Raw genomic sequence first — 26716 nt, 5'->3', positions numbered from 1 at the left:
GGGTGGATGAGGTGACGGCGTCGAGGACCTTGGTGGCCTCGGGCATGAAGCGGGCCTGGTCCAGGACGGCCAGCCGGAGCCCGGCCAGGTGTGCTTCGGTCTGGGCCAGGGCCTCGAGGAAGCCGCTGACGCTCTCGGGGCCGGCGGCTGTGGCGGCGCGGGCGGAATCCCAGGCGGCAGCCATGAACTGCTGCTCAAGCTCCCACACCCCCGCGTCGTTCATACGCACTATTACATCGTCCCCCACTGACAGAAACGGCCCCCGGGGCGCCCCATCGGGACCAATCTTGGTCACAGTTCGATAACGCTTCGTGGGGGTGTGCCCGGACACAGATCACAGAGGGCGGTGACCGGCCGCGTCAGGCTCAACGGTCGGGTTGGGCGGGCTGGCGCCCGTCGTCGGGGGCCGCGTGAAGACCGCCCACTATCACTCGCGGGTCCGGCTCACGACCCCCACTACCCACTCGTTCCACGGAAGGTCGTGGCTAGTCTCCCTGCGTGAGTGACGAGCGAACGATTCTGATGGCGACGCCCGCCGAGATGGCCAGGCTGGTACAGGACGCCATGCTCTACAAGGCGCAGGCGACCGTCCAACGCACCCTGCTGCTGGCGCTGGCCGGCGGCGCGCACATCGCGCTCGGCTTCGTGTTCTACGTGACCTCCCAGGTGGGCGCGGAGGCGATGCCTTGGGGCGTGGCCAAGGTGCTGGGCGGCGTGGTGTTCAGCGTCGGCCTGATCATGGTGGTGCTCACCGGGGCGGACCTGTTCACGTCCACCACCATGACGTTGATGCTCAAGGCCTCGGGGCACCTCTCCTGGTGGAGGCTGCTGCGGCATTGGGGCCTGGTGTATCTCGGCAACGCCGCGGGAGCGCTGGTTATCGTCGCGCTGATCTTCGTCGGCGGGGTGCAACGCAGCGCCGACAGCGCCTGGGGACGGGTGGTGCTCGCCTCCGCCAGTCACAAGCTCGACCATTCGTTCGTTGCTGCGCTCGCGCTCGGGATCGCGTGCAATCTGCTCGTGTGCCTGGCGGTGTGGGCGGCGTTCTCTGGGCGGACGACCACGGACAAGATCCTCGCCCTCGTCGGGCCGGTGGCGCTGTTCGTCGCTACCGGCTTTGAGCACTCTGTGGCCAACATGTTCCTGGTGCCGCTCGCCATCCTCATCCAGCCGGAGCTGGCCCCCGTCGGGTTCGAGCCCCTGACCTGGGGCCACTTCCTCACGGCCAACCTGATCCCGGTGACCCTGGGGAACATCATCGGCGGCGGCCTGATGATCGGGCTGTTCTACTGGCTGGTCTTCCGCCCGAAGCGCGACGCCGCCCGCTGAGCGTTCCTGAGCCGGATCCGGGGGAACGGGCCGGTCGGGTCTACCGCCCTGTACGGGCGCCGTCGGCCTCGAGGTACTCGCGGACCACTTCGTCGAACGAGGGGACCGCCGAGAGCCCGAGGGCCTCCGCCCTGGGCGTCGAGAACGCCGCCGGCCACCCGCCGACGATCGCCTGGATCGCCGCGTCGGGGACCCAGTCGATGAGGCGGCTGGCCTCGGTCCCGCTCACCCGGTCCAGCGACTCCGCCATCTCGCGCGGGGTGGTGGAGAGGGCGGGGAGGTTCATCGCCGTGGTGCTGCCCCAGGTCCGGTCGTCGGTGGCGAGCGCCGTCATCATCGCGTCGAGGGTGCGGCGAGGCGACGACAGGGCGATCGGTGTGGCCTCCGGGACGGGACAGGCGGCGCGGACGCCGGCGAGCGGCTCGCGGATGATGCCGGAGATGAAGCTCGACGCCGCCGCGTTGGGCCGCCCGGGGCGCACCGCCACCGTCATGAGCCGCGCGCTCCGGCCCCGGATGAAGCCCTTCCTGGTGTAGTCGGCCACCAGCTGCTCGCCGATGAACTTCTGGATGCCGTAGCTGGACTGCGGGCGAGGGAGGGTGTCGTCGTCGATCGGCCCCACCGGCCCGATCGCCGGGTCGCTGCCGAAGACCGCGAGCGAGCTCGTGAAGAGGACCACCGGCGGCGCGGCCATCGCTCGGCAGCGCTCGAGGAGCAGCCTCAACGCGTCGAGGTTGGTGCGCATGCCCAGGTCGAAGTCGGCCTCCGCGGCGCCGCTGACGACGCCCGCCAGGTGGCACACGAGGTCGGCATCCTTCACGTGCCGCACCGTCTGATGGAGCTCGCCGGTCAGCACATGCACCCGGGGGTCGGCGGCAAGGTCGGGCGGTGGATCGACGAGGTCGAGCAGTTGCAGGGATCCGACGGCCGACGGCGCGTCCCCGCCGACCCGCAGGTCGGGGGTTGCGAGCAGTCTCCTGGCCAGGGTGCCGCCCAGGAACCCGGCAGCCCCGGTGACGGCGACCCGCCAGCCGGTCACACGCTCCCCTCGAAACCCGCCCCCGGGCCGGCCAACGCCTCGACGGCGACCTCGCGCTCCGTCGAGCCGCCGTCGTTCCTCGGCTCGGTCCAACCGACCACCGCCGAGCCGTCCCGAGCGGTGAAGGTCAGCCAGGCGCGGTCGTCTCCTGCCTCCCAGCCCAGCCGGAGCGAGCCGTCGCCGGCCGACCAGCTGAACTCGCCCCGGAAGGCGGGGTGCTGACTCCGCAGGCGCATGAGTGCCCGGAGCGCCACCACCACGGGACGCTCCAGGGCCGCGTCGATCTCGTCGTCGGTGAAGGTGTGGCGGTTGATGTCGCGGCCCACCCCGGTCCGCCGGAGCAGCTCCATGTCGTTGCTCCCCGCGAGGGCGCCGACGTAGTAGACCTGCGGCACGCCGGGCAGGAAGAACTGGACGGCCCGGGCGGCGAGGTAGTGGGCGTCGTCGCGGCCGAGGGCGTCGTAGAAGGTGCTGTTGACCTGGTAGAGGTCGAGGTTGGACGCTGCGGCGCCGGTGGCCTCCCGGCTCTGGCCGTCGGTCTTCGCGTGGATCGTGGTGACGAGGGCGTCGAGTTCCGCGGCCGTCAGCAACCCCGCGCCGTCGGCTCGGGTCTTGTCCGGACCGACGTCGATGACGCCGATGCCGTCGTGCGTGTCGAGCACCGTGACCGCGTTGGCGGGCCGGACCCGGAGCCACTCGACCAGGACACTGTCGTCGCCCGTGTAGAGGGAGTGCAGCAGCAGGGGCGGGAGGGCGAAGTCGTAGACCCGGTCGACCCGGGAGGCGATCTCGATCTGGGTGCGGTAGTGGGAGTGGATCTCGACGAGGACCTCGAGCCCTCGGGCGTGCGCCTCTGCGGTGAACCGGTCGATGAAGGCGAACGTCTCCGGGATCATGAAGCAGCTGGTCCCGGCGCGTTTGATGGCGTAGCCGGCCGCGTCGAGCCGGATGAGGCCGACGCCGCTGCGCCCGAGCTCGTCGAGGATGCCCATCAGGTAGCTCCATCCGGATGGGCTCTCGACGTCGATGTCGATCTGCTGGGGTGTGAAGGTGGTCCAGACCAGCCGGTTGGCGCCGGCGACCGGGATGGTCGTGAACGGCAAACCGGGGCGGGGACGGTAGATCGTCAGCAGGTCGGCCTCCGTCGCACCGTCGGGGAAGACGCGGTCGAAGGTGAGGAAGAGCTCCGCGGCGGGGGAGTCGTCGCCGCGCTCGACGAAGTCGCGGAAGGAGGCCGAGCCCGACGACACGTGGTTGACGATCACATCCACGCAGGTGGAGAAGCGGCCGCTAATCTCCCGCAGGTCGTCCCACGTGCCCAGCCTCGGGTCGGGCGTGGTGTGGTCGACGGGGTCGAAGCCCGCGTCGGCGCCGTCGTAGGGGGTGAAGAAGGGGAGGAAGTGGATGCCGGTCACGGCATCGCCGAAGACTCTCGCGACGGTGTCGGCGCTTCGCGTCAGGGTGCCGCCGAAGCGGTCGGCGTAGGTGATGAGCTGGACTCCGTTGTCGATCACTGCACTGCCCTCCTCCGGGCCCGCTCGGCGTCGGGGAGCGTCGCCGACGATGCCCTGGAACCAGCATCCCAGCCACTGGGCGGGTCGGTGCGAGGTTCCGCAGCAGACGTGCTTGGAGCTCGGCCGGCGCCCCCTAGAGCCGCTGTCCTGAAGTTCGCCGTAGCCGCCGACAAGCCCCAAACCGCAGCCCTGATCAGCAATCCACCTGCCAAGAAAGCTGTCACATGCCATGTCATACTCGAAGATCTAGGCTCTCATCGCCTCAAGGAGGAGTCGCTGTGACCGCAGTACCAGATCAAGTCGCCGCCCGGATTCGTCGGCCTCTCGAGCCGGGGCATCACATCATGGAGGGGTCGACTCCGGTCGTGTTCTTCGGCAACCAGCCCGGCGCACGGGTCGCAACCCTCGGCATCAACCCCAGCAGCGGTGAGTTTGCGGTCAACGGTCAGATGCTCGACGGGGACCAGCGTCGGTTTGAGACCCTCGACAGTCTCGATATCGAGTCCGTGGCGGAGGCCGAGGACTCGCATGTCGAGGCTATCTATCGGAGGTGTGTCAACTACTTCCGCGATCCCGAGACTGGTGTTGCACCTCGGGCGACGGCTTATTGGACGGAATGGTTTCGCCATCTTGAGGACATCATCAAGCCGTTGGCCGACGCCAGCTACCTGGATGGGACGGCCTGCCACCTGGATCTGGTCCAGTGGGCGACGTCCCCGCTCTGGGGCGATCTCAGCCGAGGGGTGCGGCAGAGTCTGCTGAGCCAGGATGAGGACTTCCTGAGGTGGCAGCTGAGCGCTGACCAACTGGACATCGTTTACCTCAACGGTAGGAGCGTGTGTGACCAGTTCATCTCCGTCTTCCCGGAGGCACCGCTGACCCAGCACGTGCTGCCTACGCCCGGTACGGACAACTCGTCAACGACCTTCTTCCGAGGCTGGTACCGGAATACCAAGATCGTCGGCGCCTCTTACAACATCCAAAGGGGTGGGAGCCGCTGGCCGCGCGCGGCCGTCACAGAGTGGTTGGTGACGGAGCTGAGCACGATGCTGGCTCGTTTGGATGAGGAGCGCATGGACCCGGCGCCGCTGGATGACCGCAAGGTTTCGGAGCCCGTGCCCGTGGCGACCCGAACAGAGAAGCGGGACCACCCACGGCCACCCGAAGTGGGATTGCGACCGGATCTCAATCCACTCTTGCAGGCCCTGGCGGCTGTGTTGACCGTGATGACGGACTACTTTCAACTGGACGCGCACACCCCTGAGCACCCGGAAGGCATCTACGTCCAGGGAAGGCTGGAAGAGGATGGATCACTACTCCTTGAGGTGCCGAGCAACGAGTTCTTCCGACCTCCACTATCCCTTGCCCAAGAGCGGCACCTGAGCGAACTGGGTTGGGAGCCTCCGGAGCCGGATCTGCCGAACTTCTGGCGCCACCTCTCCCCGGACCGGATCGTTCCTGGAAATGTGGCCGGATTCATACTCCGCACCCTGGTTGAGGTCTACGGCATCACGGACGAATCTGAGTTCACTCTCACTCCCGCGGACTTGGCAGCCGTCGCGTTGCCCGACTACCCGAATGTCGAGATCGTCGGGACGTCCTTCCTGGGGGAGCAGATCCCTTGGAGGATCGAGACTCCCAGCACGCCGGAGTCTCAGAAGGATCCGGTGGAGCTACCCTTCACGCCCTCTGAACGCGTGGCGAATGTGGTGCACGCAGCACTGGCTGCTGGGGCCGTGGTACATGCACGACAGGGACAGCCGTGGTTCGGCCTGAAGAGGGACTCAGAGTCCTCAATCGGGGTGTACGTCCGCAGAACGGGCCTCACCGTGCTGCTGTCTCCTGATGCGGCGGCAGCAGTATTGGAAGGCACGGGCGGAACCCTCGAGCGCAAGAACTCCCGCACCTGGTACCTCCGGTTCTCTGACGAGACCTTGGATCGTCCAGACGTCATGGCGACTGTGACCCGGAGCGCCCTCCTCGCTCTCGGAATGGATCCTCCACCGTCCGACTCCCTGGCCGACCGGGAACAATTTCAGCCCCGCGAAGACGAGCCTCCCCAGAATCTGGCGACCACCGGGGAGGCCGGTCCGAAGGACCTTGAGCAAGGCGGGCTGGCCGCGGATGAGGGCGTGTGGCTTCAACCCTTCACCGATTCGTATGGGATCACGCATGGGGCACTTCTTGTCACCAGCCATGGGGCGGAGTATCTGTGGCCGGATGCGGACCGCGCCTGGTTCGGACCCGAGCGCCTTGAGGCGTTCACGCGAATGGCCGACCCCCGCCTTCTCAACAACCCGACCGCATGGTTCCGTGTCGCCACGATCGGTATCTCCGTTGAGTTTCTGGCCAACGCTGCCACCAGCCTCCATCCATCACGGGCTGCTGCCGCAGAGCACGCGCAGCAACTGTTTGCCGCGAACGAGGAAGCCTCCCGCACCCTGGAGGATGAAGCAGCGGACACGTGGTCACCGCCAGCGGATGCAGAAGGTTCAGTGGAGAGCCGAAGGCGCCAAGCGATGGACGACTTCGCTGCGGCGGGGGGCGATCCCGATGATCCTCAGCAGGTGCTGAGTCTTGTCGTTGACATGCTGGGCCCCATCGACCCCGACGGCCCAAACGGGTGGCTCCTCAAGGCCGCCGCGGGAGAACCGTACGACAAGAGCACCGCCTGGATCCACTGGGACTGAGGCCGTGCGAGTCCTCACCGGCCAGCGTGGAGGTGCTCGTAGAGCATGGCGGGGAGCGCCTTCGAGAGTTCCTGGTACAGGTCTTGGTCGCTGAAGATGTCGTAGACGAGCAGCGGAGTGCGGTCGCGGACGCCCATCACCGCGTCGATGAACGCCTTGGGCAGCGCCGGCGATTCGCTGAACTGCTGCGCTGTGTTGGCCCTGGCCTGGCCTGCGAGGGTCTCGTCGTGGGCTAGGTTGACGACGATGCTGGACATGGTGCCCGCGACGACGCCCGGCCCGTACTTGTCCCCGAAGCGTTCGTTGAGTTTGGCGATGATCTCCTCGAGGGCGCTGAAGTGCTTCTCGTGGATGGCGCCGGAGCCGATGGCGGTGATGGGGCTCAAACCTGGGCCCTCGGCGAGGGTGAGCTTGACTGAGTCGCCTTGGGCGATGGTGTAGCCGGCCAGCACGACCTCGGAGATGTCGACGGGGTTCTCGATCGTCGCCGTGGACAGACGTGGCAGGACCCGGCGCAGGAAGAAGTGCAGCCTGGGCAGGTCGGTATCCTCCAGGTTCCGGGCCTGAGAGATGAAGTCGTAGAACTTCACGAACCCGGCCGCGTCGGACTTGAACAGCTTCAGCTCGTCCAGCGTGGCCCGGTCGTCGGCGATGAATGCCCCCTGCCAGCGTTTCGTGAACCTGTCGACGGCCGGCTCTGTCGCGGCGTGGAGGGCGCTGTTGGACTCGACCCCGCCCGCGAGGGCCGCGTCGAATGCTTGCTCGACCTCGGACCAGTGGTAGAGGCCTGCGGAGTCGAGCTTGCTCTTGAGGTCGTAGACGAGGTTGGGGTCTGTGGTCGCGGTGAGCGTGGCCTTGCGGTAGTACGGCAGGAACGCTTCGAGGATCGCTTCGGGTTCGTTGACGAAATCGAGCACGAACGTCTTGTCCTTGCCCGGGTAGGTGCGGTTGAGGCGCGACAGGGTCTGCACGGCCTGCACGCCGCCGAGCTTCTTGTCGACGTACATCGCCACCAGGCGCGGCTGGTCGAAGCCGGTCTGGAACTTCTCGGCCACGATCATCACGTTGTAGACCGCCGGTTTGAACGCGGCGGCCAGGTCGGAGGTCCACAGGCCGGGGTTCTGTGTCTTCTCGGTCAGTCCCTCGCCGACGTCGTCGGGGTCGTCGACGGTGCCGGAGAACGCAACGAGCGCCTTGACGTCCTGGATGTGGCCGTCGGCGAGGTAGGCGTCGAGGTACTTCTTCCACCGCACGGCCTCTTTGCGGGAGCCGGTGACCACCATGGCCTTGGCTTTGCCGTCGAGGAGGGGTTGGACGAAGGTGCGGAAGTGGTCGACGACGATCTTGACCTTCTGCGAGATGTTCGTCGGGTGCAGCCGCACGAACCGCACCAGCGCCTTGACCGCGGTGGACTCGTCGACCTCACCGGGGGCGTCGTAGTCCTGGCCGGGGTGCTGGAGCTGCCAGGCCACCTTGTAAGGGGTGTAGTTGGCCAGTACGTCGAGGATGAACTCCTCCTCGATGGCCTGTTGCATCGAGTACAGGTCGAACGGCTCCGGCAACTCCCCACCCTCGGGAATCCGCCCGAACAGCTCGAGGGTCTTGGCCTTCGGGGTGGCGGTGAACGCGAAGTAGGAGATGTTCGGCGCGTGCGCGGTGACCTCCATCGCCCACTGCAGGTAGGCCTCGGCGTCCACCTCGGCACCCTCGGCGACGGCGGCCAGCTCATCGGGCGAGAGGACTTTCGTCAGCGCGCCGGCGGTGGAGCCGGTCTGCGAGGAGTGGGCCTCGTCGGCGATCACCGCGAACCGTCGCCCTTGTAGTTGCTTCTCGGTGCTGATGAGCTTGATCAGCGCCTCAAAGGTCTGGATCGTGACGATCACGATCTGCTTCCCGCCAGTCAGCGCCGCGGCGAGCTCCTTCGACTTCGACTCGCCGTCGGCGCGGGTGATCGACTTCACCACCCCCGCGTGGCGCTCGAACTGGGCGATCGCGTCCTGGAGTTGCTTGTCCAGCACCGTGCGGTCGGTCACCACGACGACGGTGTCGAACACCTTCGCGTTGTCGTCGTCATGGAGCTGGGAAAGCTGGTGGGCGAGCCACGCGATCGAGTTGGTCTTGCCCGATCCCGCGGAGTGCTGAATCAGGTACCTCTGGCCGGACCCCTCGGCGCGGGCGTCCTCGACGAGGCGGGTCACGGCCCGCCACTGGTGGTAGCGGGGGAACAGGATCTTCTCCACCCGGGTCTTCTTGCCCGTGTCGTGATCCACCTCGGTCTCGACCTGGGTGTGCATGAACGACCCGACGATCCGCAGCCAGGTGTCGCGCTGCAGGATCTCCTTCCAGAAGTAGGCCGACGCCGACCCGTCCGGGTTCAGCGGATTGCCCTTACCCTGATCGCTGCCGCGGTTGAACGGCAGGAACCGCGTCTTCGGCCCGGCCAGCCGGGTGGTCATCGCCACCTCCGAGTTCGACACCGCGAAGTGCACCAGCGCGCGGCGGCCGTACGCGAACAGCGGCTCCCCGGCCGGGCTGCGGTCGAACTGGTACTGCTTCGTCGCGTTCGACAACGCCTGCGTGAAGTCCGTCTTCAGCTCCACCGTCGCCACCGGCAACCCGTTGACGAAGAACACCAGGTCCAGCGCCTTGTGCGGATGCTTCGCGGAGTAGTGCACCTGCCGCATCACCCGCAGCCGCATCTTCGAATAGTCCTGGAGCGTGTCCGGGTTGATCGACGTCGCGGGCCGGAACTGCGCCATCCGCACCTTCACCGTGCCACCCGTCGGCGGCACGAAACTGAACCCGCCGCGCAGCACCTCCAGGGTGCCGCCGTTCTTGAACGGATCGTTATCCAACGCCTTCGCCAGCCGCTTCAGGAACAGTGCCTTCGCCGCCTCCTGCCGCAACTGACTGTCAGCCGGACGGACAACCTTCGCGTACTCGACAGGTTGCGTGTCCTCGAACCAACCCAGCACGTCCTCGGGGAACAGCGCCAGCGCCCGGTCATAACCGGCGTCCGACGGCGAGTACAGCCAGCCGTTGGCCGCCAGATGCTCTGCGATCTCCGTCTCCAGCACCGATTCCAGATGCGCCCCAGCCACGCCGCTCATGCGCTCACCCCCATGTCGATCTTGCCCGTGACCGCCGCAGAAATCAGCGCCGCGCGCCGTTCACGGGCGAGATCGATGGCGCGACGTGCCGCGGACGTCATTGCGTCAAGATGCGTGGTCTGCGTCGTGATTCGGTCCACTATCTCTCGCTGTTCTTCAAGTGGGGGAACGACGGTCGGCAGACTGAGAAAGGCATCGGGGTAGAGGCGCAACCTCGACTCCGTCACGCCACGTGAGTGGACTGTCATTGTCGCCACATATGGCGCAGATCGGTACAGATGATCAAAGTATCGGGGCTCATAGGGCAGGTTGCGGAGGGGGGAGTAGACGCCGTATGAGGGGCTGGCAATGCCATCAAGTGCGGAAACGCCCAGCGCTCCCATCCATGCCCACATCGTGTTAATCACGAGGTCGCCTGGGCTAACCAACTTGTAGCCAACGGTTGACTCCGCCTCGAACATCGTCACGTTCTTCTCGGCCCGTGTTGTTACGCCTGTTATATGGGAGACGGTGAGTAGTTCCTCGGCTCCAGAGAGGGACACGCCCGTGCGCTCGCGGTAGAGCTGCTTGTTGCGAACGCGTAGCCAGTGCGCTGGCGCGTCAGGCAGCCGGTCTCCTGCAGCTGAGGGGATGGCGTCAGAGGAGACGCCGGCCCACACGAGGTGGTTGACCGCCACTGCGCGGCGTTCGGTGAGGAGGGCGATGAGTTCTTCGTTCTTCGCGATGAACGCGTCGATCTGGGCCGTCTCCCGATCCAGGAAATCTGCAATCGCCCTCTGGTGGGCCAACTCGGGAGCCCATACCTGCTGCTTGAGTGATTCAGACACCATCACGTAGGGCTGGGCTGCTCCGCCCCTTATCCAGAAATCCTCATGGTTAAGGATGTAGTGGACGAAGTTTTTGTCGAATCCACTGGCAACGCCAAAGGAAGCAGTATTCGCGACCGCTCCCCATCTCTCGAAGTCAGCGAGAAACGCCTTCCCGCAGCGAGCACCAACAGCACTCAGCACGATTCCCGGGCCAGTTGCTCTGGCGGCGGAGGCAGGAAGCCAAACGTCTTGACCTGATGCGCTGAAGCCTGGAAACAGATCCGGACCCTCCTCGAGGGCGACTTGGCCCTTGATGAGACCTGATGAAGCGCTAATCGGCCGCAGAAGGCGCTTGGCTGGCATCCACCCGTAGGCGGTCACTTCTCTACCTCGGTGAGCATGGCGCGGAGGTCGTTCATGACTGCTTCGAGGTCGCGGTCGATCTCTTCCAAGGACCGCGGCGGGATGTATTTGTAGAAGTGGCGGGTGAAGGGGATCTCCGCGCCTTCCTTGGTCTTGGCGTGGTCGATCCAGGCGTCAGGGGCGTAGGGGAGGACCTCGCGCTGGAGGTACTCGTTGACGTCCTGGTCCCAGGGCACGTTCTCGGTGTCGCGCAGAGACGTGTCGGGTTCGGGGTTGCCGGAGGCGTCGGTGCAGACGTCCGCCGCGTCGTCCTGGACGCCGAGCGCAGCGGTGACCGCCTTGAGGAGCGGCGCGGCGAGCTTGAGCCCTTGGGCCGCGGTGGCGGACTTCAGGGCCTTGTGGAACTGGTCGCGGTGGGTCCACACCTGGTCGTGGCCCAGCGCTTCGAGGGCGGCTCGGAGGCTTGCGGCGTCGTGCTCGGTGAGCTTCTGGACGGGCTTGGCGTCCAAGACGGCATCGATGGCGTCGGGGGTGGCCTGCCAGCGGAGCTTCAGGGGGCGTTCGACGGTGATGGTGCGGTAGAGGAAGTCCTCGTTGCGGAAGATCTTGGAATGCTCGCCGTCGGTGTAGCCGGAGTAGAGGGTGACGATGTGGGCGATGTCGGCGGGGGTGAGTTCGTTGCGCTTGGAGCCGAGGCCCTTGCGGAGCTTGCCGTAGAACTCGCGGGCGTCGATGAGCTGGACCGTGCCCTCGCGTTCGGGGTCCTTGCGGTTGGTGAGGATCCAGATGTAGGTGGAGATGCCGGTGTTGTAGAACATGTCCTTCGGCATGCCGATGATCGCCTCGACGAGGTCGTTGTCGAGGAGCCACTTGCGGATGTTGGACTCGCCGCCCCCGGCGCCGCCGGAGAACAGCGGTGAGCCGTTGAGGACGATGGCCATTCGGGAGCCGCCGTAGGCGGGCCGGCGCATCTTCGACACGAGGTGGAGCAGGAACAGCATCGCGCCGTCGGAGACCGCGGGGGTGCCGGGGCCGAAGCGCCCGACGAAGCCGAGGGTCTTGTGCTCGTTGTCGACGACGTCGCGCTGGTCCTTCCAGTCGACGCCGAACGGCGGATTGGACAGTGCGTAGTCGAACTTCTTATCCGGGAAGTGGTCCTCGGTGAGGGTGTCGCCGAGGCGGATGTTGTCGACGTCCTGGCCCTTGATGACCATGTCGGCCTTGCAGATGGCGTAGGAGGAGTCGTTGTAGTCCTGCCCGTAGAGGGCGAGCTGGATGTCGGGGTTCATACCGCGGAGGTGTTCGTCGGCCACCGACAGCATGCCGCCGGTGCCGGCGGTGGGGTCGTAGATCGACCGCACGACGCCGGGCTTGGACAGGGCGGCGTCGTCGGTGGCGAACAGGACCTGCACCATCAGTGAGATGACCTCGCGCGGGGTGTAGTGATCGCCGGCGGTCTCGTTGGAGCGTTCGTTCGCCCACCGGATGAGTTCCTCGAACACCAGCCCCATCTGGATGTTGGAGACAGTGGCGGGGTGGAAGTCGGCCTGGGCGAACTTCTCGGTGACGGCGAACAGCTTGTTCTTGTCGGCCAGCTTGTCCAGGGTCTTGTCGAAGTCGAAGCGGTCGAAGATGTCGCGCACGTTGGGGGAGAAGCCGGCGATGTACGCGGCGATGTTCGGGCGCAGGTCCTGGGGGTCGGCGACGAGCTTGGAGAAGTCGAACGGGCTGGTGTTGTAGAACTGGCGCCCCGAGGCCGTGGTGAGCTTCACATCGCGGAGCATGTCCGGGAGGCCCTCCGCCTCGGGAGCGGCGGCGAGGACGGCGGGCTTGGTTTCTGCGAGGACGGCGTCGAGGCGGCGGAGCACCGTGAAGGGGAGCACCACCGATCCGTACTCGGATGGCTTGAACGGACCTCGTAGTGACTCGGCGATGTTCCAGATGAACGAGACGTGATTCACCACGAGGGATACTCCTACGGCGTTGCGGCTTCAGATCGCGCTCGGGCGCGAATCCCCATCTTGTCGTATGTGGCATCCAACGCGTCTGGGACCCACCGGGTAGTCCCAGCACCGGGCGCCGGAGGCTTCGACGCACGCTGCGCCGCTTCGCGGCTTGGCGTGGCTCACCCAGCGGAACCCCCGCAGGTTGAGCCGGGCCGCAAGGAACGCGAGCGACGCGCGCCCGCGTCGAAACCACCCAGGGCTTCGGGCAATCTCACCCGAGTGCGATGTCCAAAGCTTTCCAGTCGATCCCAGCCGGGGCGAGGGCCAGGACCGAGGCCAGCAGGCCCTGCCGCGACGCCCGAACGGCCGGATCCTCGGCGTTGACGAGGATGTCGGTGAAGAACCGGTCCGCGGCGGCCACCACGTCTGCCGTGCGGTCCAGCAGCGCGGGGATCGACGCGTCCGCGGTGCCTGCCGGGACCGCCTCCACCGCCGTCCGCAGTTCCACCTCGGCAGGCTCGGTCAGCAGGGCCGCGTCGTAACCGGCCTCCGTGCCCGCGGGCAGAATGCGCCCGATCCGCACCAGGGTCGCGACCAGGGCCTTCAGGCGCGGGTCGGCCTGGGTGTCGTTGAGCTCGCCGAGGATCCGCGCGGCACGCCCGGGCGCGTCGGCCGCGGGCAGGATGGCCGCGACCAGATCGGCCGAGGTGCCCTCGTCGCGCAGCAGTTGCGCGAACCGGCCGACGGTGAACTCCAGGGCAGCGTCGACGGCGTCCGCCGCGACATCGATGCCCTGCGCGGCCAGCCGCGCCACCGCATCCTCCAGGCCGGCGCGCACCGTCAGGCTCTCCAGGGGCGTCCCCGCGGACTCGCGCAGGATCCGCACCACGCCGAGCGCGGCGCGGCGCAGTCCGAAGGGGTCCGACGAGCCCGTCGGCTTGGCGCCGAGCGCGAACATCGCGGCCAGCAGGTCGAAGCGGTCGCCCAGCGCCAACAGCGCGCCGGGCACCGACGCGGGCACGGGGTCGGCGGAGGTGTGCGGCTGCTCCATCTCGTACAGCGCGTCCGCCACGTCCTGCGTCTCGCCCTTGCGGACGGCGTACTCGCGGGCGATGAACCCGGCCAGCGAGCTCATCTCCACCACCATCTGGGTGGCGAGGTCGAACTTGGCGAGCTGCCCGGCGCGGGTCAGCGTCGTGCGGTCCTCGCCGGCCAGGCCGACGCGGTCCGCCAGGCTCGCCGCGACATCCGCGATCCGTCGCGCCCGCGCGCCCACCGAGCCCAGGCGCTCCTCGAAGGTCAGCTTGTCCAGGCCGGGCACGAAGCCGTCGACGTCTGCCGCCTCCAGGTCCGCGTTCCAGAAGAACAGGGCGTCCTCGTAGCGGGCCCGGATGACCGACTCGTTGCCGGCCCGGACGGTGTCGTCGTCGCACAGGCCGTTGGCCATGGTGACGAAGTGCGGGGCGAGCGCGCCGTCGCGGAACACCGGCAGGTAGCGCTGGTGCTTGCGCATGACGGCGGTGAGGATCCGCTCGGGGAGCTCGAGGTAGCGCACGTCGAAGTGGCCGAGCACACCGCGGGGGTCCTCCACCAGGTTGGTGATCTCGTCGATCACCGCACCCTCAGCCTCGACGTCGACGGTGCCGGCCACGCCGTCGGCCAACGCCACGGCCTGCTCGACGACGGCGGCGCGACGCTCAGCGGTGGACAGCGTGATCGCGCCCGAGGCTATGGTCGGCAGCAGCTCGGAGGCGGAGGCCACCTCCACCCAGCCGACGCGTGCGCCGTCGGAGCGGGTGCCTGTCTCCTCGCCGGAGACAGCGCGCTGCAGGTAGGTGGTCCGCCCGGCGGTTAGGCCGGAGACTGTGGCTGGCACGACGGTGTCGCCCCACAGCGCCACGATCCAGCGGATGGCGCGGGAGAACGACAGGGAGGCGTCGCTCCAGCGCATGTTCTTCTCGGCGCGCAGCCCGGAGACGATGTCGGTGAGGGCCTCGCCCGCGACATCCAGCACGTGCCTCCCCGCGACAGTCACAGACACCGCGGCGTGCTCCTGGCCGCCGATCTGGGCGCGCACCACCTGCGAAGCCTCGGCGCCCTGGCCCCGCATGAAGCCCTGCAGCGCCTTGGTCGGGTTCCCGTCGGAGTCGAACGCGGCGGCCCACTTCGGCCCCTTGCGTAGCTGCTCGGCGTCGGGCTCCTGGGCCCCCACGGCCTCCACCACCGCGACGATCCGGCGCGGCGTGCCCTCGACGGTGATCGCGCCGTGCGCGAGCCGGGTGGCCGCCAGCTTCGCGGTGAGCGCCTCGCGAACGGCGTCGACGGTCTGCGGGACCACGTGCGGGGGCAGTTCTTCCACGCCGATCTCGAACGCCAACGTCTGCGGCTCCGTGCCCAGCGCCGCACGGTCCACGGCGGGCGACGGCGCCGACTCGTCGACGGCGGGCTCGCGCATCAGCGGGAAGCCCAGCTCCTCGCGGCGCTCGATCCACAGGGCCGCGGTGTCGCGCATGAGGCGGCGCATCGTCGCGAAGGCCTTGGCGCGCTCGGTCGTGGAGATGGCGCCGCGCGCGTCCAGCACGTTGAAGGCGTGGCTGGACTTGAGGATGTAGCCGTGGGCGGGCACCGGGAGCCGGGCCTCGACCATCCGGGTGGCCTCGCCCACGTAGGTCTCGTACAGGCGACGGTTGGCCTCGACGTCCGCGTCGTCGAGGTAGTAGCGGCTCATCTCGTATTCCTGCTGGCCGAAGGCCTCGCCGTAGGTGACGGGGCGGCCGTCGGAGGCGATGGAGTAGACGATGTCCTTGAAGTGCGTGACCCCCTGCTGCGCCATCAGGATCCGCTCCACGCCGTAGGTGAGCTCCACGGGGATCGGGTCCAGGTTCTGCCCGCCCACCTGCTGGAAGTAGGTGAACTGAGTGATCTCCATGCCGTCCAGCCACACCTCCCAGCCGAGGCCCCAGGCGCCGATGGCCGGCTGCTGCCAGTTGTCCTCGACGAAGCGGACGTCGTGCTTGGACAGGTCGATGCCGAGCGCCTCCAGCGAGCCCAGGTACAGCTCCTGGGGATTGCCGGGCTCGGGCTTGAGGATCACCTGGAACTGGGTGTGCATCTGCAGCCGGTTGGGGTTCTGCCCGTAGCGGGAGTCGTCCGGGCGCACCGACGGCTCCACGTAGGCCACATCCCACGGCTCGGGGCCGAGGACACGCAGCACGGTGGCCGGGTTCATCGTCCCCGCCCCGACCTCGGAGTTGAACGGCTGCCACGTGAGGCAGCCCTTCGAGGTCCAGTAGTCGGACAGGCGGCGCAGGGCGTCTTGCATGGTCAGCACCCCTGCAGGTTACCGAGTTCTTCGGCTGACCGCCCACCCGACTATGGGATGCTGGGGCCGGTCCCACGGAGGTGCACGTCACATGAAGATCCTGATCCCAGATACCTACACCGGTCCCCTCCCGCGCATCGACGGCGCCGAGGTGGTCGTCGTGCCGGGGGACCGGCCGGTCCCCGAGGAGCATGTCGATGCCGAGGTCCTTGTGGTGTGGGGTCAGAGCGACGACGTCCTGCCCGACGCCGCGCGGCGGATGACCTCCCTCCTGCTGGTGCAGGGGCTCGCCGCGGGGCCCGACAACGTGCGGGCGGCGGGCTTCCCGCCCGGGGTGATGCTGTCCAGCGGGGTGGGGCTGCACGACGGCCCCGTCGCCGAGCATGCGCTGGCACTGACCCTGGCGCTGGTGCGGATGCTGCCGATGGCGATGCGCAACCAGCACGACCACCTGTGGGACGGCGAGTTGGGCGGTGCCATGCTCGAGCGGGCGCACGACGGGCGGATCATCTCCCTCGACGGCGCCAAGGTGACCATCTGGGGCTTCGGGTCCATCGCCGCCAGGCTCGCGCCGCTGCTGCGGGCGCTCGGCGCGTGGGTGACGGGAATCGCGCGCTCGACCGGACCCAGGCACGGATTCGACGTGTTCGACGAGGACGCGCTCCCGGAGGTGCTGGCCGACACCGACGTCCTCATCATGATCCTGCCCCGGCATGAGACGACGCACGCGGCACTCAACGCCCGGCGCCTGGCCCAGTTGAAGCCCTCGGCGCTGGTGGTCAACGTAGGCCGCGGGGCCACCGTCGACGAGGCTGCTCTGCTCGACGCGGTCCGGTCCGGGAAGGTGGCCGCGGCCGCGCTGGACGTGACAGCGATCGAGCCGCTGCCCGCCGAGTCGCCGCTGTGGGACGAAGCAGACGTGCTCATCACGCCGCACGTGGCCAGCGGCCGCCCACAGGAGGCGCACCGGCTGATCGAACTCAACGTGGCCGCGCTGTGGGGCGACGGCGAACTGCGCAACGTGCTGAACCGATGAGACCCATGACCCGCTGGTCCGCTTTGATCCAGCGCCCCTGAAGGCGTCAGGATTGGCCCATGCCTGAAGCCCGCGTCGATCTCACGAAGTTCGCCTGGTTGTCGATCGCCGCGGCGCTCGTCACCATCGCGCTCAAGACCGCCGCGTGGCTGATCACCGGATCGGTGGGCCTGCTCTCCGACGCCGCGGAGTCCGTCGTCAACCTCGTGGCGGCGGTGGTCGCGCTGTTCGCGTTGAGGGTCGCGGCGAGGCCCGCGGACAAGAACCACCACTTCGGGCACTCCAAGGCCGAGTACTTCTCCTCGGCCATCGAGGGCGTGATGATCTTCGTGGCGGCGGTGGTCATCGTCGGGTTCGCCATCGAACGCCTGATCGTCCCGCGACCGCTGGAAGAGATCGGGCTGGGCCTGATCATCACCGTGGGCGCCTCACTGATCAACGGCGCCGTCGCCGTCGTCCTGCTCAGCGCGGGCGCCCGGCACAACTCGATCACGCTGCGCGCCGACGGTCACCACCTCATGACCGATGTGATCACCTCCGCCGGCGTCGTCATCGGCATCGGCCTCGTGTGGCTCACGGGCTGGAACTGGCTGGACCCGCTCGTCGCACTCCTGGTGGGCGTCAACATCCTGTGGACCGGATGGCGCCTGGTCTCCGAATCGGCCTCCGGGTTGATGGATGAGGCCTTGCCGAAGGAGACCAACGCACGCCTCCGGGAGATCCTCGCCGCCCACGAGGAGGAGACGGTGAAGTTTCACGCCTTCCGCACCCGCATCTCAGGGGCGCGTGCGTTCATGGAGTTCCACATGCTGGTGCCCGGTGCGTGGTCCGTGCAGCAGGGGCATGACGCGATGGAGGACCTCGTGGACCTGATCCAGGCGGAGTTCACCGAGCTACGGGTGATCGGCCACCTGGAACCGATCGAGGATCCGCGCAGCTACGAAGACATCCACATCGACTGAGCCCCCCGTCGGGTCCGTCAGGGGGCGTCGGCGAGGCGGTGGACGTGCTCGTGGATGATCCTCCACACCGACTCGTCGCGCATCGGGCGGAAGTGGCCGGGCACGTCGAGATCGACGTTGACGGCGCCCGCGAGGCGCGAGCCCTCGGGGATCACCTGGTCCCAGGCAGGCGCCAGAGACACGATGTGCGCGTTGACCGACGCCTCGTCGGCCAGCCCCCGCAGGACCGGATTCCCGGGGGAGAACAGCCCCAGCGGGGAGCGGGCCACCAGCCCGTGCAGCCGCCTCCCGATCGAGGAGCCGCCGAACGGCGTGGCGACGGCCACCAGACCCAGGGCCACCCCGTCGTCGCCCTGACGCAGCAGGACCGCCTTCCCGATGAGGCCGCCCTTCGAATGGGCAACCAGCACGCAGCGGCGGATCCCCCGCTGGCGGAGCACCGCCAGGCACCGCTCGGCCGAGGCGTCGAGGTTGTGCAGGTTCCAGCCGAGGGTCTCCACGAACTCGACGGGGTGGCCGTGCCGGCCGAGCCACCGGGCCAGGGGCGCCAGGTAGCTCCACGGCTCCAGGATGCCGGGCAGCAGCACGACAGGAATGTCGCGGCAGGGGGAGTGGGGCGCACCGCCGGACTGGTGGCTCCAGCGGCTGACGCGTCGCCACAGCGCGGCGGCCATGTCCCCGCCGGCGATGCCCCAGTCGATGGCGGCCCCCCGTGCCCGACGTGCGGCCGCCCGGACCCGGATCACGTCAGCCCTGCGATGTCGAGGCAGGCCGACACTACCCGTTGCGGATGCGTCACCATCACCTGGTGGGAGGCGCCAGGCACGATGTCGACGGTGACGCGCTCCCCGCCCGCGAGGTCGCGGAGGATCTCCAACCAGGGCCCCGGCGCCAGCCTGTCGTACTCGCCGGCGACGAGGGCAAGGTCATTGCGCACCTCGGCGATCCGCTCCTCCAACGGGTAGGCCAGCATCGCGGGAAAGGTGTCGATGAACCAGCGCGGGCCGCAGCTGAGCCAGGCCCGCACGGAGGGCCAGGCCGACGCAGGGGTCTCCTTGGCCGCGGCCTGCAGGAACCGCCGCACCACAGTCGGGGCCCGGCGCTCGGCGCCGTTGACCACCGGGCCGATCAGGACCGCGGCCGTGGCGATCGAGGGTCTGCGGCGCAGCGCCTCCACCACCACCTGCACCCCCATCGAGTGCCCCACCAGGACGGCGTCCGCCAGGCCCAGGCGCTCGATGGTCTCGTTCAGCACCAGCGCGAAGCTGGCGATTCGAAGGGTTCGCTCCGGGGTCGCGGCGCGCCCGAAGCCCGGCAGATCCACCGTCACGACGCGGGCATGCGGCCGAAGGTGGCGGGCCAGCTCGCGGAAGTACAGCGACGACACCCCCAGCCCGTGCACCAGCACGAACGCCTTCTCAAGCGGCTGCGCGTCCGGACGGGAGTCCAGGACCACGACGGTGAGGTCGCGGATCTGGAGGGTGCTCGGGGTGAAGCCCTCGTCGTCGGTCACATCAGCGATCGTGCCACAGTGCCGTACCGGTCAGCGGACGTGCTTGGCCGCCGTGGTGAGAATCAGGGCCATGGAGACCGCGCCGGGGTCGATGACGCCGACGGAGCGCTCGGCAACCAGTGCCGCACGGCCCTTCTTGGCCACCATCTCCTTCGTGGCGTCCCGGCCTGCCTCGGCGGCCCTCGCGGCCAGGGTCAGGGCCTCGCGCAGGTCTCCACCCAGGGCGGCCACGTCGTCGAACGCATCCGCGGCGGGGGCCAGCGCGTCCACCATCGTCTTGTCGCCCACCTTGGCGCGGCCACGCACCACGACCCCGTCGAGGCCGGCGCGCATCGCGCGGGCAACGCCCACGGTGGTGACCTGCTGGGGCCACGCGGCGCCCGCCCGGAGGAAGAATGTGCCGAACAGGGGCCCCGAGGCGCCGCCGACGGTGCTGACCAGGGTCATGCCCACCAGCCGGAGCGCCTCCGCAGCGGTGGGCGCCTCGTCGAAGTTGATCGTCAGCGCGGACTCGGTGCCGCGCCTCATGTTTGTGCCGTGGTCCCCGTCCCCGAGGATCCGGTCCAGCTCGTCGAGCTCGTCGCTGCGCGCCACGAACTCGCGGGCGCAATCGCGGAGCCACTCGGACACCGCGCCCACCGCTCCAGGCATGACTCACTCCTTCATCCGACAATCGCCGGGTCACTCTCAAGGCTAATACGCCGGGGCCAGCGGCAGGCTCAACGGAGGCCGCGGAGGAAGTCCTCGTCGTCATCCGGGGCGCTGGGGCCACGGTCCAGGGGCCGCTTCTTCGTGACGGGACGTCCGAGCAGCAGCCAGGCCACGGGGCCGACGACAGGGAGCCCGACGACGGCGAACGCCCACAGCCAGCGCGGCATGGCGCGCACGCGATAGCCCCGCGCCTGCGCCACTTCGACGACGCAGTACACGGTCAGCATCACGATCGCAATGATCAAGAGGACCCGGGTCACCACGCCATCCTACCTGGCGTCGCGGGGTGGCTAGGGTGGCGCAATGGAGCAGTGGATCGACGCCGTGCGACACCTCCTCGACGACGGCGAGGGCCTGTGGCTCGCGGACGGGGCAGGCACGGCGCCGGCCGGTCACGCGGTGGTCGGCACCTCCGGCTCCACCGGGCAGGCCAAACACGTGCTGCTGTCCCGCGAGGCGCTCGCGGCGGCGGCCGATGCGGCCCACGGGCGGCTGGGATTCCGCGCCACCTGGCACCTCACGCTGTCGCCCCGATACGTGGCGGGCCTCATGGTGCTGGTGCGCGGCCTGAGGGGAGACGGGGTCCGGGCCGCGGACCCGACGCTCGCGGGCCTGGCGCCCGTGGCGGGCCGCAACGCGGTGTCGATCGTGGCCACGCAGCTCTACCGCGCACTTGAGGCGCCCGCCCTCGCGGCGACGCTGGCGCGGTTCGATGCTGTGCTGGTGGGGGGCTCCGCGCTGAGCCCCCAGCTGCGCGCCCGGGCCGAGGCGGTGGGGATCCGGGTGATCGAGACCTACGGAATGAGCGAGACCTGCGGAGGCGTGGTGTGGGACGGGGTGCCGCTGCCCGGCGTCGGCGTGCGGCTCGGACCCGAGGGTCGCGTGTCGGTGGCGGGGCCAACCGTGTTCAGCGGCTACCTCGGCGAACCCGGGCTCACCTCAGAGGCGTTGCGCGACGGCGCGGTCCTCACCCGCGACCGTGGCCGCTGGGTGGATGGTCGCCTCCACATCGACGGCAGGATCGACGACGTGGTCATCAGCGGCGGCGTCAACGTGGACCTCGCCCAGGTCCGTGCCGCGGCCCGCGGCCTGGACGCGGACACCGAGGTGCTGGCCGTCCCCGACCACGAATGGGGGGTGCGGCTGGTGCTCTTCGCCCGTCACGGAGGCCTGGACCAGTGGCGCGAACGGCTCCGCCCTGCGCTCCCGGCCGCCGCCCTCCCGCGGCAGCTCGTGCTCGTCGACGCACTGCCGCGGACCGCCGGTGGCAAGCCGGACCGCGAAAAGCTCCTAGAGTTGCTCCGGTCATGAACGAGACTCTCTCCGTCTGGGTGGCCGGCGCCCGCCCGCGCACCCTGCCCGCCGCCCTCGCCCCCATCCTCGCCGGGGCCGCCAGCGCGCTGGCGCTCGGCCACCAGGACTGGGGCCTCGCCGCCCTCTGCCTCCTGGTCGCTCTGGCCCTGCAGGTGGGCGTCAACTACGCCAACGACTACTCCGACGGGGTGCGCGGCACGGACGACGACCGCGTCGGGCCGATACGGCTGGTGGCCTCGGGCCTCGCGTCGGCCCGGGCGGTGAAGCTGGCCGCGTTCGCGGCCTTCGCGGTGGCCGGGATCACCGGCCTCACCGTCGTGGCGCTCACCGGCCACTGGTGGCTGCTGGCCGTCGGGGCACTGTCCATCCTGGCCGCCTGGTACTACACCGGCGGGGACACCCCCTACGGCTACCTGGGCCTGGGCGAGGTGATGGTGTTCGTGTTCTTCGGGCTGGTGGCCACCATCGGCACCTGCTACGTCATAGGTGGCTCCGCACCGCTGCACGCCTGGCTGGCGGCCACCGCCGTCGGATCGCTGGCCAGCGCCATCCTGGTGGCCAACAACCTCCGCGACATCGCCACCGACACGCTGTCAGGCAAGATGACGCTTCCGGTGCGGCTGGGGGACCGGGGCAGCCGGATCTTCTTCACGGTGCTGGCCGCGGTGGCGGTGGCCGCGACACTCGGGTTCGCCGCCCTCACCACGTGGTGGGCCCTCCTCGGGTTGATGGGCGTCCCGCTCCTCATCGCCCCCCTTCGCCTCGTCCTCGGCGGCGCCGTCGGGCGTGACCTCATCCCCGTCATCGCCTCCACGGGCATGGCCGAGATCGGCATTGCGGCAGGCCTGCTGGTGGGAACCTCCCTGGTATGAGGCTCCACGTCTACGACGTCGCGCTGCGGGTGCCGTTCCGCGGGTTGAGCCGGCGCAGCGGGATCCTGTTCCGGGGCCCGGCCGGGTGGGCCGAATGGAGTCCCTTCCCCGAGTATGGCGATGAGGAGGCCGCCGCCTGGCTGAGGGCGGCGCTGGAGGCGGCCGAGCTCGGTCACCCGGACGCGGTGCGAGACAGCATCGAGGTCAACGGGATCGTGCCCGCCCTGGCCCCGGGGGAAGCAGCGGCCCGCGCGGTGGCCTCCGGGTGCCGCAGCATCAAGATCAAGGTCGCCGAGCGGGGCCAGGGGCTCGACGACGACGTGGCGCGGGTCGCGGCCGTGCGCTCGGCCCTCCCTGAGGCCAGGATCCGGGTGGACGCCAACGGCGGCTGGAGCCTCATCCAGGCCCGTGACGCGCTGCGCGAACTGGCCGTCCACTGCCTCGAATACGCCGAGCAGCCGTGCACCAGCGTCGAGGAGCTGGCCAGGCTGCGCGCCATGGACCTGGGCGTGCCCATCGCCGCAGACGAGTCGATCCGGCGCGCGTCGGACCCGCTGCGGGTGCGCGACGCGGGGGCGGCCGACATCGCCGTGCTCAAGGTGCAGCCGCTCGGCGGGGTGCGCGCCTGCCTGCGCCTCGCCGAGGAGATCGGGCTCCCGGTGGTGGTCTCCAGCGCGGTGGAGACCTCCGTCGGCCTGCGGGCCGGGGTGGCGTTGGCCGCGGCCCTGCCCGAGCTGCCCTACGCCTGTGGCCTGGAGACGGGTCGGCTGCTCGACGGCGACGTGGCGGGCAGGCCCCTGCTCCCGAAAGCGGGAACGATCCGGGTGCGCGACGTCGAGCCTGAGCCCGAGCTACTGGAGCGGCACGCCGCCGGCCCCGAGCTCACCCGCGTCTGGTTGGATCGGTGGCAGCGGGTCCGCCGCGTGGTGGAGGAGGGGCGATGAGCAGCATCGAGCTCGGCGCGGTGGTCATCGACGCGCTCCTCGGCATGGGCGTCACGGACGTGGTGCTGGCACCAGGGTCCCGCAGCGCCGCCCTCGCCCTCGCGGCCGACCGGGCGGACAGGGCCGGGGCGCTGCGGCTGTACGTGCGCATCGACGAGCGCGTGGCCGGCTTCACGGCGCTGGGGTTGGCGAAGGAGTCCGGCCGGGCGGTCGCGGTGATCACCACGTCGGGAACCGCGGTGGCCAACCTGGCCCCGGCCGCGATGGAGGCCCGCGCCTCAGGCGTGCCGCTGGTGCTGATCACGGCGGACCGCCCCGCGCACCTCGTCGGCACCGGGGCCAACCAGACCGCAGACCAGGTGGGCGCCTTCGGGCCCTCCGCGCTGGGCGTGGTGCGGCTGTCGTCGGAGTCCGGCGACGCCGACGCGTGGGCGGCGGGGGTGCACCGCGCCATCGTGCTGGCGGAGGGGCGACGGTCGCGGCAGCCGGGTCCGGTGCAGCTCAACGTCGAGTTCGCGACCCCGCTGCTGGGGGAGTTGCCGCCGCTGAGCAGCCGGGGGCTGGAGGTGTCGCGGTCGGGCGGCCACACCGCCGTCGAGCTGGACGGGCGCCGCACCGTGGTGCTGGTGGGAGACGCGACACCCGCCGTCGGGTTGGAAGCGCGGGCCCTCGCCGAGGTCTCCGGCGCTCCGCTGCTGGCCGAGCCGTCGTCGAACGCCCGGAGCGGCCCCAACGCCATCGCGGGCTACCGCGACCTGCTGGCCGGCGTCGGGGCGGACATCGAGCGGGTGATCGTGGTGGGGCATCCCACGCTGTCGCGGCCGGTGACGGCGCTGCTGTCGCGGGCGGACGTGGAGCTGGTCGTGGTGGCCTCGGCGGCCTCCTGGATCGACCCCGGCCACCGCGCGGACGTCGTCGCGGACCGGGTGCTGCTCGGGGATCAGGATCCCGCCTGGCTTGCGCGCTGGCGGGCCGCCGACGCCGGGCCTGGGCTGCCGGAGGGCCTCACCCAGCGCCACGTGGCCGACGCGGTGCTGGCCTCGCTGGGCGCCGGTGACGACCTGGTCCTCGGCTCCAGCTCGATCATCCGGGCGGCGGACCTGTCCCCGATCTCCCCGGCACCACCGCGGGTGTTCGCCAACCGTGGGCTGGCGGGGATCGACGGCACGGTGGCCACCGCCACGGGCATCGCGCTCGCTGGGCGGCGCCCCACCACCGTGCTACTGGGCGACCTCACCCTCCAGCACGACCTCGGCGCCCTCGTCCGCCCCGCCCAGGAGCCAGCTGCGCGGCTGCGGATCGTGGTGGCCGACGACGGCGGTGGGTCGATCTTCCACGGGCTCGAGCAGGGCGCGCCGGCCTACGCGGACAGCTTCGAGCGGGTCTTCGGCACCCCCCAGGGAGTGGACCTGGCGGCGGTGGGCAGCGCGCTGGGTTGGCGCTCGCGGATGGTGCGGACCCAGGGGGAGCTCGCCGAGGCGCTCGCCGGTGACGCCGAGCTGATCGTGGCCGGGCTAAGCCGGGGCTGAGCCCACCCCGGGCGCGGCGTCGAGCGCCGTCAACCACTCCCGTACCGCGAGGGTGGCCCGGACGTCGTCCTCGTTGTACTGCAGCACCCGCTCGCGGGCGGAGGCCCGCGCCTCGGCGGTGGGTCCGCTGACCGCCTCCCGGAACCAGCTCTGTGAGGCCAGGCCGCCCGGCTCCTCGTCGCGCCACGCGAACTTCGCGCCCCGCGTGGCCACCACCTTGAGCCCCAGGCCGTCCACGCCGACGAAGTTGTCCCGCACATAGCTGAACAGGTCCACGAAATGCGTGCGGATCAGCCGGCACGCCTCCTTCAGCGCCGGGCTGCCGCTACGCTCCGCCAGGCGGTGCAGGTGAACGGTCTCGTAGTCGCTGTAGTGGAACACGCGAAGCCGAGGGTGCCTCGCCACCATCGCCAGCAGCCACTCGGCGAGCTCCTCGGCGAGCTCGAACTCCGCACGCCCGGCCAGCGCCTCGAACCGGCTGAACTGCACGTAGCGCGACTCGCCGGCCCCGTCCACGCCGGTGACCAGTGCCCCCCACAGGTAGACGCTGCCGTCATCTGCGGTCTCGATGTCCAGGTCCACCTCGACAGCGGCCCGGGGGACCCCGATGGGCTCGACGCTCACCCGCTCCAGCTCCACACCGTTGGCCAGCATCCGCGCCCGCCGCGCCGCCTGGCGGAGCCGCTGCTCCGGGCGGTCGCGGTGCTGGGTGAGGGGCAGGTAGCGGGGCAGGAGCTCCTCGACGTCCGCCTCGGCCAGCTGAGCCACCGTGGTGATGCCGAGGCTCATCAGCGTCTGCAGCTCGCGGACGTCCAGGGGGGCCTTCGAGATGCGCAGCGAGAGGTCGTCGTCGTCGATCCGGGTGCGGCAGACCGACCACCACGAGCACCACTCGCACTCCTTGACCCGGATGGGTCGCACCACCGGCGGCGGGTCGTCCACCCCTGTCCGTTCGGAGGCCTGCTCCGCCACGTAGACGCGGAACTGGTGCTCGTGGTCGTAGCGTTCCAGCGCCGAGCGGAGCTTGTGCCCGGCCGAGCGTGAGTAGGTGCGGATGAACCTGGCTGTGAGATCCACCCAGGTGGCGGTGGGCTCCGCCCCGGCGGCCCTGTCGTCGCCGACGACAGCCGCGAGCGCCTCGGACGAGGCGAAGCCGCAGGATTCGAGGAGCCGCCAGTGGTGCGCCAGCTCGAGCAGCGCGCCCTCCCGGTAGACGCGGTAGCGCTGGTCCGGCAGCACCTCGAGGCCGTGGATGTCTCCGAGCGGCGACCACCGGAGTGCCGTGGCGCCCACCTGCTTCTCGCGGACCCGGTACGGCTTCACCTTCAGCGGCCAGTAGCCGGGCGCGCCCGAAGGCGTGTCCGCGCCCCGGATGAGGGCGTCCGGGCGCCCGCTGCGGTGCCCGTCCAGATCCAGCGGCAGTACGCCCCCGACGATGACCGGTGCTCCAGCGCCCATGGCGTGCAGGCAGGCGGCCTCACGCTCCGTCCACGTGGCGCCCTGTGCGTGGAGGGACCGGAGGTCCACGGCCCCCTCGCTGTCCTCGACGAGGCGGTTCAGTACCTCGTCGCGGAAGTCCGAGCCACCTTGGAAGGACTCCCGCAGTGACTCGTCGTTGGGCTTCTCAGGCTGCTCCGCCGTGGGATCGAAGGTGTGGAAGGTCTTCACCGGGCAGCTGCGCGCCGCGTAGGCGTCAAGGACGAAGCCACTCAC

At 69.7% G+C, this 26716-nt stretch carries 20 protein-coding genes; 8 read left to right on the top strand and 12 right to left on the bottom strand.

Annotated elements, in window-relative coordinates; all coding sequences use genetic code 11:
• A partial coding sequence (locus tag H5398_RS12320) for a hypothetical protein (protein ID WP_182800175.1) occupies window positions 1-229 on the bottom strand: 229 nt, incomplete at its 3' end.
• A gap of 269 nt (window positions 230-498) precedes the next feature.
• On the opposite strand from H5398_RS12320, the gene H5398_RS12315 reads away from it, so the two are divergent.
• Complete coding sequence (locus H5398_RS12315; protein WP_220489366.1) at window positions 499-1329, top strand: formate transporter FocA; 831 nt, start codon at window positions 499-501, stop codon at window positions 1327-1329.
• Window positions 1330-1369: 40 nt separating this feature from the next.
• Here the strand turns inward: H5398_RS12315 and denD are convergent, their stop codons facing one another.
• Entirely contained in the window at window positions 1370-2368 is a 999-nt protein-coding gene (gene denD, locus H5398_RS12310; protein WP_182800174.1) for a D-erythronate dehydrogenase, read from the bottom strand.
• Window positions 2365-3882, bottom strand: a complete 1518-nt coding sequence (gene gtfA / locus H5398_RS12305) for a sucrose phosphorylase (protein ID WP_220489364.1) — start codon at window positions 3880-3882, stop codon at window positions 2365-2367. The genes denD and gtfA overlap by 4 nt, the downstream gene beginning before the upstream one ends.
• A 278-nt stretch (window positions 3883-4160) precedes the next feature.
• On the opposite strand from gtfA, the gene H5398_RS12300 reads away from it, so the two are divergent.
• The gene (locus H5398_RS12300; protein WP_182800173.1) at window positions 4161-6572 is read left to right on the top strand and encodes a hypothetical protein; all 2412 of its coding nucleotides are present in this window, start codon (window positions 4161-4163) and stop codon (window positions 6570-6572) included.
• A gap of 14 nt (window positions 6573-6586) precedes the next feature.
• Here H5398_RS12300 and H5398_RS12295 read toward each other — a convergent pair whose 3' ends face one another.
• From H5398_RS12295 to H5398_RS12280, 4 genes are all read right to left on the bottom strand, one after another.
• Window positions 6587-9682 (bottom strand): type I restriction endonuclease subunit R, encoded by a 3096-nt coding sequence (locus tag H5398_RS12295; RefSeq protein WP_182800172.1) that lies wholly within the window; start codon window positions 9680-9682, stop codon window positions 6587-6589.
• Window positions 9679-10872, bottom strand: coding sequence for a restriction endonuclease subunit S (locus tag H5398_RS12290; RefSeq protein WP_182800171.1), 1194 nt, complete (start codon window positions 10870-10872; stop codon window positions 9679-9681). The genes H5398_RS12295 and H5398_RS12290 overlap by 4 nt, the downstream gene beginning before the upstream one ends.
• The gene (locus H5398_RS12285) at window positions 10869-12818 is read right to left on the bottom strand and encodes a class I SAM-dependent DNA methyltransferase (RefSeq protein ID WP_182800170.1); all 1950 of its coding nucleotides are present in this window, start codon (window positions 12816-12818) and stop codon (window positions 10869-10871) included. The genes H5398_RS12290 and H5398_RS12285 overlap by 4 nt, the downstream gene beginning before the upstream one ends.
• A gap of 253 nt (window positions 12819-13071) precedes the next feature.
• Window positions 13072-16122 (bottom strand): glycine--tRNA ligase, encoded by a 3051-nt coding sequence (locus H5398_RS12280; protein WP_220489419.1) that lies wholly within the window; start codon window positions 16120-16122, stop codon window positions 13072-13074.
• A gap of 91 nt (window positions 16123-16213) precedes the next feature.
• On the opposite strand from H5398_RS12280, the gene H5398_RS12275 reads away from it, so the two are divergent.
• Together H5398_RS12275 and H5398_RS12270 are read left to right on the top strand one after the other, a co-directional pair.
• Window positions 16214-17158, top strand: coding sequence for an NAD(P)-dependent oxidoreductase (locus tag H5398_RS12275; RefSeq protein ID WP_182800168.1), 945 nt, complete (start codon window positions 16214-16216; stop codon window positions 17156-17158).
• 59 nt (window positions 17159-17217) lie between these two features.
• Window positions 17218-18120, top strand: coding sequence for a cation diffusion facilitator family transporter (locus tag H5398_RS12270; RefSeq protein ID WP_182800167.1), 903 nt, complete (start codon window positions 17218-17220; stop codon window positions 18118-18120).
• 17 nt (window positions 18121-18137) lie between these two features.
• On the opposite strand, the gene H5398_RS12265 is transcribed toward H5398_RS12270, so the two are convergent.
• From H5398_RS12265 to H5398_RS12250, 4 genes are all read right to left on the bottom strand, one after another.
• Complete coding sequence (locus H5398_RS12265; RefSeq protein ID WP_182800166.1) at window positions 18138-18866, bottom strand: triacylglycerol lipase; 729 nt, start codon at window positions 18864-18866, stop codon at window positions 18138-18140.
• On the bottom strand, window positions 18863-19633 hold the full coding sequence (locus H5398_RS12260; RefSeq protein WP_182800165.1) for an alpha/beta fold hydrolase: 771 nt from the start codon (window positions 19631-19633) through the stop codon (window positions 18863-18865). Before H5398_RS12260 ends, H5398_RS12265 begins: the two co-directional genes overlap by 4 nt.
• Window positions 19634-19663: 30 nt before the next feature.
• Window positions 19664-20284, bottom strand: a complete 621-nt coding sequence (dhaL, locus tag H5398_RS12255) for a dihydroxyacetone kinase subunit DhaL (protein WP_182782306.1) — start codon at window positions 20282-20284, stop codon at window positions 19664-19666.
• Between the two features lie 68 nt (window positions 20285-20352).
• Window positions 20353-20604, bottom strand: a complete 252-nt coding sequence (locus H5398_RS12250; RefSeq protein ID WP_182782307.1) for a PLDc N-terminal domain-containing protein — start codon at window positions 20602-20604, stop codon at window positions 20353-20355.
• A 43-nt stretch (window positions 20605-20647) separates the two neighbouring features.
• Here H5398_RS12250 and H5398_RS12245 point away from each other — a divergent pair, with 43 nt between their 5' ends.
• Genes H5398_RS12245 through menD form a run of 4 tightly spaced genes read left to right on the top strand, consistent with a single transcriptional unit; the run spans window position 20648 to window position 25003 of the window.
• The gene (locus tag H5398_RS12245) at window positions 20648-21655 is read left to right on the top strand and encodes an AMP-binding protein (protein ID WP_182782308.1); all 1008 of its coding nucleotides are present in this window, start codon (window positions 20648-20650) and stop codon (window positions 21653-21655) included.
• Window positions 21652-22530 carry a 1,4-dihydroxy-2-naphthoate polyprenyltransferase gene (locus tag H5398_RS12240; protein ID WP_182800164.1) on the top strand — a complete coding sequence of 293 codons (879 nt, stop codon included), beginning with the start codon at window positions 21652-21654 and terminating at the stop codon, window positions 22528-22530. Before H5398_RS12245 ends, H5398_RS12240 begins: the two co-directional genes overlap by 4 nt.
• Window positions 22527-23474: an o-succinylbenzoate synthase gene (locus H5398_RS12235; RefSeq protein ID WP_182800163.1), complete on the top strand. Its 948-nt coding sequence runs from the start codon at window positions 22527-22529 to the stop codon at window positions 23472-23474. The genes H5398_RS12240 and H5398_RS12235 overlap by 4 nt, the downstream gene beginning before the upstream one ends.
• Window positions 23471-25003 (top strand): 2-succinyl-5-enolpyruvyl-6-hydroxy-3-cyclohexene-1-carboxylic-acid synthase, encoded by a 1533-nt coding sequence (gene menD / locus H5398_RS12230; protein WP_182800162.1) that lies wholly within the window; start codon window positions 23471-23473, stop codon window positions 25001-25003. The genes H5398_RS12235 and menD overlap by 4 nt, the downstream gene beginning before the upstream one ends.
• On the opposite strand, the gene H5398_RS12225 is transcribed toward menD, so the two are convergent.
• Window positions 24989-26716: a TM0106 family RecB-like putative nuclease gene (locus H5398_RS12225; protein WP_370586119.1), complete on the bottom strand. Its 1728-nt coding sequence runs from the start codon at window positions 26714-26716 to the stop codon at window positions 24989-24991. The two genes, menD and H5398_RS12225, sit on opposite strands and share 15 nt — an antisense overlap.

Origin of the sequence: Tessaracoccus sp. MC1679, from assembly GCF_014164775.1 — a bacterium.
Classification (GTDB): Bacteria; Actinomycetota; Actinomycetes; order Propionibacteriales; family Propionibacteriaceae; genus Arachnia.
Note: the sequence above shows the minus strand (reverse complement) of the source record. Positions and strands in the feature narration are given on the sequence as shown.